General features: G+C 64.3%; 10 protein-coding genes. 5 read left to right on the top strand and 5 right to left on the bottom strand.

Annotated features, from left to right (window positions below):
* Positions 1 to 133: 133 nt before the first annotated feature.
* Both PVA39_RS20330 and hslO read right to left on the bottom strand, forming a co-directional pair.
* Positions 134 to 1,675 (bottom strand): phosphoenolpyruvate carboxykinase, encoded by a 1,542-nt coding sequence (locus PVA39_RS20330; RefSeq protein WP_027904942.1) that lies wholly within the window; start codon positions 1,673 to 1,675, stop codon positions 134 to 136.
* Between the two features lie 153 nt (positions 1,676 to 1,828).
* The gene (gene hslO, locus PVA39_RS20335; RefSeq protein ID WP_274125583.1) at positions 1,829 to 2,716 is read right to left on the bottom strand and encodes an Hsp33 family molecular chaperone HslO; all 888 of its coding nucleotides are present in this window, start codon (positions 2,714 to 2,716) and stop codon (positions 1,829 to 1,831) included.
* 214 nt (positions 2,717 to 2,930) lie between these two features.
* Here hslO and PVA39_RS20340 point away from each other — a divergent pair, with 214 nt between their 5' ends.
* Positions 2,931 to 3,722: a phosphatase PAP2 family protein gene (locus PVA39_RS20340; protein ID WP_274125585.1), complete on the top strand. Its 792-nt coding sequence runs from the start codon at positions 2,931 to 2,933 to the stop codon at positions 3,720 to 3,722.
* Positions 3,723 to 3,755: 33 nt separating this feature from the next.
* On the opposite strand, the gene PVA39_RS20345 is transcribed toward PVA39_RS20340, so the two are convergent.
* The gene (locus PVA39_RS20345; protein WP_443200993.1) at positions 3,756 to 4,181 is read right to left on the bottom strand and encodes an RNA-binding S4 domain-containing protein; all 426 of its coding nucleotides are present in this window, start codon (positions 4,179 to 4,181) and stop codon (positions 3,756 to 3,758) included.
* Between the two features lie 91 nt (positions 4,182 to 4,272).
* On the opposite strand from PVA39_RS20345, the gene rimA reads away from it, so the two are divergent.
* The 4 genes from rimA to PVA39_RS20365 all read left to right on the top strand — a co-directional run bounded on the left by rimA (position 4,273) and on the right by PVA39_RS20365 (position 7,399).
* On the top strand, positions 4,273 to 5,064 hold the full coding sequence (rimA, locus tag PVA39_RS20350) for a S6 modification regulatory phosphodiesterase RimA (protein WP_093507108.1): 792 nt from the start codon (positions 4,273 to 4,275) through the stop codon (positions 5,062 to 5,064).
* A 72-nt stretch (positions 5,065 to 5,136) separates the two neighbouring features.
* Positions 5,137 to 5,604, top strand: coding sequence for a retropepsin-like aspartic endopeptidase RimB (gene rimB / locus PVA39_RS20355; RefSeq protein WP_093507110.1), 468 nt, complete (start codon positions 5,137 to 5,139; stop codon positions 5,602 to 5,604).
* Positions 5,601 to 6,506, top strand: coding sequence for a 30S ribosomal protein S6--L-glutamate ligase (rimK, locus tag PVA39_RS20360; protein WP_274125586.1), 906 nt, complete (start codon positions 5,601 to 5,603; stop codon positions 6,504 to 6,506). Before rimB ends, rimK begins: the two co-directional genes overlap by 4 nt.
* The gene (locus PVA39_RS20365) at positions 6,503 to 7,399 is read left to right on the top strand and encodes a S66 peptidase family protein (RefSeq protein WP_274125588.1); all 897 of its coding nucleotides are present in this window, start codon (positions 6,503 to 6,505) and stop codon (positions 7,397 to 7,399) included. Before rimK ends, PVA39_RS20365 begins: the two co-directional genes overlap by 4 nt.
* Before the next feature lie 53 nt (positions 7,400 to 7,452).
* On the opposite strand, the gene PVA39_RS20370 is transcribed toward PVA39_RS20365, so the two are convergent.
* Both PVA39_RS20370 and PVA39_RS20375 read right to left on the bottom strand, forming a co-directional pair.
* Positions 7,453 to 11,229 (bottom strand): bifunctional diguanylate cyclase/phosphodiesterase, encoded by a 3,777-nt coding sequence (locus PVA39_RS20370; RefSeq protein ID WP_274125589.1) that lies wholly within the window; start codon positions 11,227 to 11,229, stop codon positions 7,453 to 7,455.
* 90 nt (positions 11,230 to 11,319) lie between these two features.
* The gene (locus PVA39_RS20375) at positions 11,320 to 12,633 is read right to left on the bottom strand and encodes an ATP-binding protein (protein WP_274125590.1); all 1,314 of its coding nucleotides are present in this window, start codon (positions 12,631 to 12,633) and stop codon (positions 11,320 to 11,322) included.
* Positions 12,634 to 12,700 lie beyond the last annotated feature (67 nt).

Consider the following 12,700-nt stretch of genomic DNA (forward strand, 5'->3'; position numbering starts at 1 on the left):
CTGAATGGCCAATAACCGTAACCCTGTGTGGCAGGCGTTTCACAGCGCACAGCCGCCCGGGGGCCATGAGAAGTGTTGCACCATAAATGACAAAGCCGCCCGAAGGCGGCTTTGTCAGCAAGCGCGGGTCAGCTTACAGCTGCGGGCCGGCTTTCTTGATGGCGTCGCTGACATCGAACTTGGTGAAGTTGTCGATGAACAGCTTGGCCAGGCCCTTGGCGGCCTCGTCGTAGGCGTTCTTGTCAGCCCAGGTGTTGCGCGGGTTGAGCAGGTTGGTCTCGACGCCCGGAACCGACTTCGGCACATCCAGGTTGATGATCGGCAGGTGCTCGGTTTCGGTACCGATCAGCGCGCCGCTCTGGATCGCCGCGATCACGCCACGGGTGGTCGGGATGTTGAAGCGTTTGCCGACGCCGTAGCCGCCGCCGGTCCAGCCGGTGTTGACCAAGTACACCTTGGAGCCGAAGGCCTGGATGCGCTTGATCAGCAGTTCGGCGTAGACGCCAGCCGGACGCGGGAAGAACGGCGCGCCGAAGCAGGTGGAGAAGGTCGACTTGATGCCGCTACCCGAACCCATTTCGGTGGAACCGACCAGCGCGGTGTAACCGGACAGGAAGTGGTAGGCCGCCTGCTCGTTGTTGAGGATCGACACCGGAGGCAGTACGCCGGTCAGGTCGCAGGTCAGGAAGATCACCGCGTTCGGCTCACCGCCGAGGTTCTTCTCGCTGCGCTTCTCGACGAATTCCAGCGGGTAGGCGGCGCGGCTGTTCTGGGTCAGGCTGTCGTCGGTGTAATCCGGCTTGCGCTGCTCGTCGAGCACCACGTTTTCCAGCACGGTACCGAACTTGATGGCTTTCCAGATCACCGGCTCGTTCTTCTCGGACAGGTCGATGCACTTGGCATAGCAACCGCCTTCGATGTTGAACACCACGCCCTCGCCCCAGCCGTGTTCGTCGTCACCGATCAGGTAACGCGACTCGTCGGCGGACAGGGTGGTCTTGCCGGTGCCGGACAGACCGAAGAACAGGGTCACGTCGCCTTCTTCGCCGATGTTGGCAGCGCAGTGCATCGGCAGCACGTCGGCAGCCGGCAGCAGGAAGTTCTGCACGCTGAACATGGCTTTTTTCATTTCACCGGCGTAACGCATGCCGGCGATCAGCACCTTCTTCTGGGCGAAGTTGATGATCACGCAGCCGTCGGAATTGGTGCCGTCACGCTCGGGCACGCATTCGAAGTTGGCAACGTTGAGAACTTGCCACTCCTGCTTGCCGGACGGGTTGTACTGGGCCGGCTCGATGAACAGCTGACGGCCGAAGAGGTTCTGCCAGGCGGTGGCAGTGGTCATCTTGACGGGCAGGTAGTGAGCTTCGGCGGAACCTACATGGACGTGGGAAACGAAGCTGTCCTGGGCATCGGAGAACGCCTGGACGCGATCCCACAGGGCATCGAACTTGTCGGCTGGAAACTTGCGGTTGATCGGGCCCCAGCCGATGTCGGCCGAAGTGCTCGGCTCGTCGACGATGAAGCGGTCGACCGGAGAACGCCCGGTACGGTGGCCGGTGCGTACAACCAGAGCACCGGTGGACGCCAGTTCGCCTTCACCGCGACGAAGGGCTTCTTCGACCAGTTGGGCAGTGCTGATGTCGGTGTACACAGCGTTGTTGGCTTGCGTCATTTGAGTCCCCGTCGGCCGATTGGCCGAGTCTTCCAAACGTTTGTAGCCATGCGCGAGGCAGGACTACAGCTAAAAAAGTGCGCGGATTATGCCAGAAAAGCGGGCCACGGGTGCAGCCCCCATTCAGAACAGCCTGCGCGTTGCCGGCAGCCCTCAGTGACGGGTGTCGGAGGGCTGTTGACTGCCCCCACCCGCGAACAGCTGAGCGATGTCGGCGGCGTCGAAGCCGTAGCGTTCGTTGCAGAACTGACAGTCGATTTCCACGCGGCCGTTATGCTCGCTGAGCAGCAGCTCGGCATCGGCCCGCCCTAAACTGACCAGCGCTTTGGCCGAGCGTTCACGCGAGCAACTGCAACGGAAGCGAATGCCGCGCGGCTCGAACAGGCGAACCGTCTCCTGGTGATACAGGCGGTGCAGCACCGTCTCGTTGTCCAGGCCCAGCAATTCCTCGTTCTGCAGGGTGTCGGCCAGGGTCACCAGGTGCTCCCAGCTGGCAGCGCGCTCTTCATCGTCGGTCAGACGATCGGGCGGCAGCTGCTGTAGCAGCAAGCCACGGGCGCGCAGACCGTCGGCGCACAGCCAGAAGCGCGTGGCCAGTTGCTCGGACGTGGCGAAATAGGAGGTCAGGCACTCGGCCAGGGTGGCGCCTTCCAGCGGCACGATGCCCTGGTAACGCTGGCCCTGAGTGGGGTCGACGGTCATCGCCAGCACGCCCTCGGGCATCAGCTGAGCCAGGCCGTCGCCGTCGGCGATGCGCTCGGCTTCGTAGCGAGCGATACCGCGCACGTCGCCTTCGCTGGAGCATTCCACCATCAGTAGCGGCACCGGCCCTTCGGAGCGCACCTGCAAAATCAGCAGGCCGTCGAACTTCAGGGTGCCGACCAGCAGCGATGCCGCGGCAAGCAGTTCACCGAGCAGCTGCGCCACCGGGCGCGGGTAATCGTGCTTGGCCAGCACCTGCTGATAGCTGCCGGACAGCCCGACCAGTTCACCGCGCACATCGGTGTCGTCGAAAATAAAGCGTTGGGTGAAGTCGGACATATCGGATCGCCTGCTGATGGATGCAAGACAGACCAGGGGGTGCACCCGCTGGACTGGGGGCCGGCAATTTTAGGCGCAAACGCGGCGCCGACCAAGCCGCAGGCGATAGAGTGGAAAACCCTCGATAACTGAACGCCACCTGAACGAAAGCCAGATATCGCGCTGCCGCGTGCGCCGGCTGCCTACACTCAGCGGTTTTCCTCGAGCCGCCATCATGCAACTCGCTCTCAACGCCCAATGGCGCCCGCGCGCCCTGCTCATCAGCCATTTGCTCATCGCCGTGCTGTTCGCCAGCTGGCTATGGCCGGTCACCCGTCCGTACTGGAATCAGTTCGACGTGTGGTTGTTCCACCTGCTCAACGACCCGGTACATGCCGGCGGCCTTTGGGCGCATATCTGGGCCATCGGCAGCATGCGCCCGGTGGATGCGGGCGTCGGCGTGGTGATGCTGGCGATCATGCTGCGCGCCGGCCTGGTATTTCCGGCCAATCAGGTGCGCGTCGGGCTGTACGCCTTTCTGGTCGCGCTGATCGTCATGCTGCTGATGCGCGTGGGCTTTTCCGATCTGGTCGAGTACATGGGCTGGCAGCATGCGAGCCCTTCGTTACAGGTTGAAGGCAGCGCGCGGCTGACCGAGATGTTCCCGGCCTGGGAAGAGCGCTGGAACCTCAAGGACAGCGCCACGCGCAGCTTCCCGGGCGATCACGCCTCGGTGCTGATGATCTGGGCGATGTTCTGCAGCTTCTTCGTCAGCGGCTGGCGCCGCCTGCTGGTCTGGACAGTGGCGGTGATCGGCATGCTGCCGCGCCTGGTCGCCGGCGCCCATTGGGGCGCGGACGCCTTTGTCGGCGGCGTATTGCTAAGCGTGCTGGGCATCGCCTGGAGCTGCTACACACCGCTGGCCTACCGCGCCAGCGCCGCCATCGAGCGAGCCACTGTTCCGCTGATGCGGATTCTGGCCCGCGTGCCGGTGCTGCGCGTCTTCGCAGTCGTCAGCGGGCGCTGAGCCCGACCGGGCAGCCGGCTCGATCAGGCTGCCCTACTCCACCCATTCCCCGGAACCGCCGCGCAAATAAAACAGCTGGCGGCGCTGCTTCTTGCTCGGTCGGCCATCGGTCTGCACACCCAGGGCACCTACCTTGCGTTGCTCGGCAGCCTTCTCGCGGCGCACGATGCTCTCGCCGGTCTCGGCATACAGCGTCTGCGCCTCAGGCGCCCCGCGGCGCACCACCGACAGCGCCTGCACCACTACGGTCCGCTCGTCAAAACCGGTGCGGATCACATATTCCTCACCCACCTTGGGCTCCTTGCCCGGCTTGCAGCGCTCGCCCCGGCAATGCACCTTGCCACCTTCGATGGCCGCCTTGGCCAGCGCCCGGGTTTTGTAGAAGCGTGCGGCCCACAGCCATTTATCCAAGCGAACCTTGTCATCGGCATCCTGCTTTGCCACCCTTACCTCACTCATTGCTGACTATCATTGCAATTCTTTCCACACTCCAGCCTGTGCGCATTGTCCGATGCATGCAAGCCCGAGGGATCCTCATTCTGGAGCAGCGGTGACACACTTTCCCAGCGATCTCGTCCACCCCGAAAAATGCCGTGGCTGCCAGGGCAGCACCGAGCTGGACTTCGCCTTTCATTTCGCCTTCCAGCCGATCATCGACGTGCGCACCCGCCAGGTATTCGCCCACGAGGCGCTGGTGCGCGGCCCGGCCGGCGAAGGCGCGCTGTCAGTGCTCGATCGTGTCAACGACGCCAACCGCTACCGCTTCGACCAGCGCTGCCGCACCCAGGCCATCGCCGAAGCCAAGCAACTGGGCATGGCCAGCTACCTGTCGATCAACTTCCTGCCCAACGCCGTATACCGCCCCGAGCTGTGCATCCGCAGCACCCTGGAGGCGGCGCGCGAACATGACTTCCCCCTCGACCGGCTGATCTTCGAGACCCTGGAAAGCGACCACATGGCTGACAGCAGGCACCTGACCAATATCCTGCGCCAGTATCAGGAGTTCGGTTTCAAGACCGCCATCGACGACTTCGGCGCCGGCCATTCGGGTCTTACCCTGCTGGCCGATTTCCAGCCCGATCTGATCAAGCTGGATATGGCGCTGATCCGCAACGTCGATCAGGACAAGGCGCGCCAGGCCATCGTGCGCGGCATCCTGAGCATTTGTAATGATCTGGGTGTAAAGGTGATCGCCGAAGGCATCGAAACGCCGGGCGAGCGAGATTTTCTGGCCGCCAGCGGCATCGACCTGATGCAGGGCTACCTGTTCGCCAAGCCGCAGTTCAGGGGTTTGCCAGCCATCGCCGAAGCCGCCTGGGCGCCGGCGAAAACAGCCCACTGAACCGCGTGCAGCGCAGTGGATTTTCAGTACCATGCGCGCCATATTCGCCTTAGTTAAGGACGGAATGCGTTCTTGAAAACCTTCGACCACCTCAACGTGATCGGCCTGCGCGAGTGGGTAAACCTGCCGGAGCTGGGTATCGTCGGCCTGCGCGCCAAGATCGACACCGGCGCCAGCACGTCGAGCCTGCACGCCAGTGACATCCAGCCCTTCGAGCGCGACGGCGAACGCTGGGTGCGCTTCACCGCCTACATCGGCACCCAGGTGCAGCGCCGCCACCGCTGCGAAGCGCGCCTGGTCGCGCTCAAGACCATCAAGAGTTCCAATGGCCAGGCCCAGACCCGCTACGTGATCCGCACCAGCCTGATGCTGGGCGATCTGCTGTGGCCGGTGGAGTTCACCCTGGCCAGCCGCAAGACCATGCGCTACCGCATGCTACTCGGCTCCAAGGCGCTGGTGGATGGCCATCTGGTGGTCAACCCGGCGCTGAGCTACGTACAAGACAAACCCGTGCTTCCCGACCCGACCGGTGCCCAATGAAAATCGCTGTGCTGTCGCGCAATCCGCGCCTGTATTCCACGCGTCGCCTGGTCGAAGCCGGGCAGCAGCGCGGCCATGAAATGGTGGTGATCGACACCCTGCGCGCCTATATGAACATCGCTAGCCACAAGCCGCAGATCCATTACCGCGGCAAGCCGCTGGAAGGCTTCGACGCGGTGATCCCGCGTATCGGCGCCTCGGTGACTTTCTACGGCTGCGCGGTGCTGCGCCAGTTCGAGATGATGGGCGTGGTGCCGCTCAACGAATCGGTGGCCATCGCCCGCTCGCGGGACAAGCTGCGCTCCCTGCAGTTGCTGTCGCGGCGTGGCATCGGCCTGCCGGTGACCGGCTTTGCCCACTCGCCGGACGACATCCCCGACCTGATCGACATGGTCAACGGCGCGCCGCTGGTGATCAAGGTGCTCGAAGGCACCCAGGGCATCGGCGTGGTGCTGTGCGAAACCGAAAAGGCCGCCGAATCGGTGATCGAGGCTTTCATGGGCCTCAAGCAGAACATCATGGTGCAGGAATACATCAAGGAAGCCGGCGGCGCCGACATCCGCTGCTTCGTGGTCGGCGACAAGGTCATCGCAGCGATGAAGCGCCAGGCCAAACCTGGCGAATTCCGCTCCAACCTGCACCGCGGCGGCACCGCCAGTCTGATCAAGATCACACCGGAAGAACGCATGACCGCCATCCGCGCCGCCAAGGTCATGGGCCTGTCGGTGGCCGGGGTCGACATCCTGCGCTCCAATCACGGTCCGCTGGTGATGGAAGTGAATTCCTCGCCGGGCCTGGAAGGTATCGAAGTGACCACCGGCAAGGACGTTGCCGGGATGATCATCGGTTACCTGGAAAAGAACGGCGGCCCCAACCTGACACGCACCAAAGGTAAAGGATGAGCACGCCCTACACTGGCCGCGTGGCCCTGATCGCCCCCGCCTCGGCAATTGCCGACGAGGTTTTCGACGCGACCCTGGCACAGCTCGACGTACAGGGTATCGATTACCACCTGGGCCGCCACGTACGCGCTCGCCATCGTTATCTGGCCGGCACGCCGGCGCAGCGCCTGGAGGATCTGCACGAAGCATTCAGCCTGCCGGATGTCGACGCCGTCTGGTGCCTGCGCGGCGGCTACGGCAGCGCGCAACTACTGCCGGGCATCGACTGGGGTCTGCTGCAGAACGCCACACCGCGTCCATTGATCGGCTACTCGGACCTGTCGGTGCTGCTCGACGCCTTCGCCCGCCATGACTTGCCTGGTATCCACGGCCCGGTCGCCACCGCCCTTGGCCTGCAGGCCATGGCTGCGCCAACCGGTCAGCGCGAGCGGCTGGCCTCCATGCGTTCGCTATGGGATCTGCTACAGAGCCGCAGCCATTCGTTGCCGGTGCGCCACCTCAGCGGCCCGCAAACGGCCGTGAATGGCCCACTGGTCGGCGGCAACCTTACCGCCCTGGCCAGCGGCTGTGGGACCGTGGCTGGTATGCAGCTGCCTGCTGATGCCATCCTGATTCTCGAAGACGTCGGCGAGCCGTATTACCGCCTGGAGCGCAGCTTCTGGCAACTGTTCGAGAGCTTTGGCGAGCGCCGCCCGGCCGCGGTATGCCTGGGCAGCTTCACCGACTGCCCACGGCGCGGCGTGCAGCACAGCATCGAAGAAATCATCGGCGAATACCTGTCGCCCTTCGACATCCCGCTGTATGGCGAGCTGCCCAGCGGCCACGGCGACGCCAACTTCGCCTGGCCGTATGGCCGCCAAGCGCACTTAAAGGGCGATACGGTGAGCTGGTGACGCCTAGCCTCTGTACGAAAAGTACCTTCGCTCGGAGGCTTTTCGTACAGACCCTAGCCTCGCGAGGCCACCCGTGCCATGAAATCCGCCTCGACCATCGGCCGGCCCAGCAGATAACCCTGGCCAAACTCGCAACCAAGGGTTTTCAGGTGTTCGAGCTGCTCGGCCGTTTCGACGCCTTCGGCCACGCACTCCAGGTCCAGGTTGCGGGCAATCATCAAGATGGTTTCCACCAGTAGCACGTTGCTGCCGTTGCCGCCGATGCCCAGGTCCTGGGTGAAGCTGCGGTCGATCTTCAGGCGATCCAGGGGCAGGCGCTTGAGGTAGGTCAGCGAGGAATAGCCGGTGCCGAAATCGTCGATCGAGAAGCGTACGCCGAGCGCCTTGAGCGCGTGCATGTTCGCAATGCACTGCTCGACGTCTTCGAGCAGTACGCCCTCGGTCAGCTCCAGCTCCAGCGCTGCCGCCGGCACGCCATAACGTTCCAGGCAGCCGCGTACGCGTTCGGCGCAATCCTGGCTGCGCAGTTCGCGTGGGCTGAGGTTGACCGCCAGCACCAGGTCCGGATGTTCTAGGCGCCAGCCTTGCAGCGTGGCGCAGGCGCGCTCGAGCACCCAGTGGCCGATGTCCTGAATCAACCCGGTTTCCTCGGCCAGCGGAATGAACTGGCCGGGCAGGATTTCGCCCTTCTCCGGATGCGCCCAGCGCACCAGCACCTCGGCGCCGATCAACTGGCCATCGTCCAGTTGCAGCTGCGGCTGGAACACCAGGTACAGCTGATCGCGGGCAATCGCCTGACGCAACTCGCCCTGCAGCTGCAGGCGCTGGTCGATTGCCGCCTGCATCTCCGGGGCAAAGAAGTGCAGCGCGTTGCGCCCGGCCTGCTTGGCACGGTACATGGCGGTATCGGCCTGCTTGAGCACGTCGGCGGCGTTCTGTTCACCAAAGGGGTGCAGGGCGATACCGATGCTGGCACTCATCGACAGCTCGTGGCCGTCGATCACGCAAGAGGGTTCCAAACTCTTGAGCAAACGCTCACCGACCATGGCGGCCTGTTCGCCAGCGATCTGGGCATTGGCGTCCAGGCCTTCGAGTAGCACCACGAACTCATCGCCGCCCATGCGCGCCAGGGTGTCCTCGGTGCGCAGTTGACCTTCGAGGCGCTCGGTCACTTCGCGCAACAGGTTGTCGCCAACCAGATGACCGAGGCTGTCGTTGACGGTTTTGAAGTGATCCAGATCGATGAACAGCAGAGCACCCAGGCTGCCCTGACGGATCTCGCGGTCCATGGCGTGCTGCAGGCGGTCGAGCATCAGGCGGCGATTGGGCAGACCGGTCAACTCGTCGCTATAGGCCAGGCGCTCGATTTCACGCTGGTAGCGCTGACGCTCGGAGATATCCGTCACGCTGCAGCGAATCAGTGCAGGCTCACCCGGCAGCCGCACCAGGCGCACCTCGCAGGGGAACTGCCGCCCGCGACTATCGAGGTGCAGCCACTCGAACACTGGCACCTCGCCAGCCAGCGCCGCTTCGAGGTAGTGCTTGGCGGCGTCGAACGAAGGGCGGCCATCCGCCTGTCGCTCCGGACTCAACTCGAAGGGCCGGCGATTGAGCAGCTCCTCCCGGGGATAGCCAAACAGGCGCAGGGCATTGCCGTTGAAATCGACCAGACCGCCCTCCTCGCTGTACAGCATGATCGCCTCGGGCGCGTGTTCGACGACGGTACGGTAACGAGCCTCAGCCTCGTAACGGGCGCTGATGTCTTCAACCAGCAGCACAAACATGCCGACCCCGCCGTCGCTGCGGCGCACAGCACGCAGGTTGAGCCGGGTCGGCACCAGGCTGCCATCGGCACGCCGGAAGCTACGGTCGCGCTCGAACCCTTCACGGCGCCCCGCCATCACATCATTGAGCAGCGGTTGTTCGGCATCGAGATCCTCCTCGCAACTGATTTGCGTCCAGCTGGACTCCAGCAGTTGCTCGCGGCTCATGCCAAGAATGTTGCACAGTTTGAGGTTGACCTCGGACCAGCTGTGGGTCGGGGTGATCAGGGCCATGCCGATCAGCGGGGTCTCGAAGAACAGGCGCAGGCGCTCATCGCGCTCGCGCAGCTGCTGCTCGGTGCGGCGCCGTGCGGTGACGTCCTGAGCCGCGCCGTAGACGCGCACCAGCTGGTCGCCGTCGCGTTCGGCAACACCCAGCAAGCGCACCCAGCGTGTGCGACCCTTGGCAGTGTTGGCGCGCACCTCGATATCGAACTGGTCGTCCCCAGCGTGCATCTGCTGCAGGGTGCGCACGATCAAATCGCGGCCCGTTGCATCGAACTGGCTCAGCGATTCCTCGAACGACGGCGCTCCGCTTTTCGGGTCCAGCTCGTAGATGGCGAAACAGCCGGCACTCCAGTACATGCTCATGTCGCGCATGTTCAGCGACCAGCCGCCCAGGTCGGCGATGTTTTCCGTCTGGGTGAACAGGTGGCTCTGCTGCTGCAGGGTCTCGCTCTGGCGCACCATGTCCTGGGCCAGCTGCTCGCGGGCGCTGACGTCCTGCTGCATGACGATGAAGTGGCTGACGCCCAGTTCGTCGCGCATCGGCGCCAGAATCACCTCGCCCCAGAACGCCTCGCCGCCCTGGCGCTGCAAGCGCAGCACGGCATTGCCGGGCACCTCGCGGCGAATGGCGGTTTCCAGCACGTGCAGGCCCTCGTGGCGCTTCTCGCCACGCAGCAGGTCGAGCAGGCTCAGGCCGAGGGTCGCGTCGGCCTCGCGCCCGGTGATCTGCTCGAAGGCCGGGTTGCAGTAGATCAGCGGCAATTCGGCCTGCCGCGCGTCGGCGATCAGCACACCGAGCGGGCTGGCATCCAGCGCCGAATGCGCCAGGTTCAGCTGGCGCCGCACCAGCGCACTATGGGCAAGCGCCAGACGCAGATCGGTTAGGCTGCGGCCGATCAACAGCGCCGCCAGAATGAATAGCAGGATGCCGAAGTGCAGTTCCAAGCGCTGTGGATCAATCCAGCTGTCACCCGCTGTGATCGTATGAAACCAGGGCAACACCAAGATTGCCACCGCGCTGATTGCCGCACCGCACACAGCCCCAGAAAATCCCCAGACCAACGCGAGCCCCAGCATGACCAGGCCCACGGCCGGCATCTTCAACGTGGACGGCAACAGCTCCAGCAACACCGGCAAGCAAACCAGCACCGGCAGTAGTACGTACAGCAAGGGTAGCGTGCGCAAGGCCACGGGCACCTGCTGCGGGGGGGTGACGATGCCGTCGGCCGGCACCAGCCAGCCGCGCCTACGCAACCAGGGGCTGAAGTAAGTCAGCAGTGGGATGGAAATCACCAACGAAGTCAGGCTGTCGACCATCCAAAGCGTCAGAACCAGCTGCGGCACCTGTGCCACTGTCAGCCCACCGAGCAGCAGGCGGCAGCCGACCAGCAGCCCGCAGGCCAGCGCCGCCGGCAACAAGACGCCCAGCAGGATGAAGCGCAGCACATGGCTGATGTCCGGCAAGGCCGCATCGAACGGCCGCCAGCGCAGCAGCAGGTAACAGCTGGCCACGCCCAGGGTTTCCGGCAACGCATTCAGGGGCGCCTGGTGCCAGTCCAATCCCCACAGTGGCGTGGAGAGCACGGCATTGGCGTAGAGCGCCCATAGCACGCGCGGTCCCCACCAGAGCACAAGCACCAGTCCGAGGGCGAACGGCAGATAGAGAATGCCCAGCCCGTCTTCGAACTGAGTAGTCAGAGACAGCTGTGTAGCAAGGTGGAACGCCGGCAACGGCAACCACCAAGTCCAGAACGGCAAGCGTTCGGCGGTGCGGGGCATACGAACCTCATATCGCTATGCCAGCACAGCATGAAGCAGCCCGTCAGGGCTGTACAGGTGCCTGCATCGAGTACACAGCCTAGTCGAGAATCAGGCGGCGTCGCGTGGTAACAACAAACCCAGAGGCAAGCAGATACGGGCCTCCAGCCCTCCGCCGGAACGGTTGCGCAGTTCAACACTACCGCCGTGCAGCGAGGCGATGCGCTTGACGATGGCCAGGCCCAGCCCGGCTCCCTTGCCACCGCGGGCGCTGTCGCCGCGAATGAACGGATTGACGATACTACCCAGCTCGCTCGGGTCGATACCAGCGCCACGATCCAGCACGCTGAGCACGACGTAGGGCGCACTGTGATCATCGGCGATCGACAGCACGATCTCCACGGCGCCGCCGCCATAGCGCAGGGCATTCTCGATCAGGTTGACGATCAATCGCTTGATCGACACCCGGCGCAGTGGAAAGGCCGGCACCGGCTCGAGGAACAGACGCACCTGTTCCTGTTTCTGGTTGTAGGGCGCCACTACCTCGCGGATCAGCTCGGTCAGCTCCAGCTCCTCAACCGGCTCATCACGACCGTCACGGATAAAGGCCAGGAACTGATCGAGGATCGCATCCATGTCCTCGATGTCGCGCACCATGTCGTCGGTCAGTTCCGAATCGTGATCGAGAAACTCCAGGGACAGCCGCAAGCGGGTGAGCGGCGTGCGCAAGTCGTGTGATACCCCGGCGAGCATCAGCTCGTGCTCGCGCCCGGCCTGCTCGACATCCTCGGCCATCTGGTTGAAGGCGCGGTACACCTCGGCCATTTCGCTCGGCGTATCACCCACCGGCAGGCGCACGCTGCGGCCTTGGCCGAACTGGCGGGCAGCGATCACCAGGCGCTTGAGCGGCGCGCTGAGCTGGCGCACGAAGATCCACGCGGCAGCTGTGGACAACAGGCCGATACCCAGGAACCAGCCCAGCACGCTCCAGATGCGCTGACCACGCAGCGGGTGTGGATACAGCGGCACACGCACCCAATCCTCACCGAGCGTCGGCGCATGCACCCAGAGCGCCGGCGGGCTCTTGGCCCGCACCCGGGTTTCGGTATCCGGACCAAGCTCGGACTGCATCTGCCGCTGGAATATCTCGCTGTACGGCCAGTGCTCCTCGCTGGCCGGCACTTCGGCGCGCGTCACCCGCTTCAGCCCCGCCGCTTCGGCGATATTGGCGCGATCCTCGGGATCCGCTGCCCAGTAGGCGCGCAGGGTCAGCGCCGCGCCGTGGCTGTACTGACGGTCGACCAGCACGTCCTCGTTCATCATCAGGTAGACGAGGGTCAGCGCCTTGGAGAACAGCACGACGATCAGCACCAACCAGAGGGTGCGCGAGAAGAAGCTTTGCGGAAACCAGAGTGGAGCTTTCATAGAAACAGGAGCCGGGCAGAACGCGAGAGGCGGGAAGCTAAACGAACGAGGGCTGACATCGGTTGCC

The organism is Pseudomonas sp. CNPSo 3701, assembly GCF_028674975.1.
In the GTDB taxonomy this organism is placed as follows: Bacteria; Pseudomonadota; Gammaproteobacteria; order Pseudomonadales; family Pseudomonadaceae; genus Aquipseudomonas; species Aquipseudomonas straminea.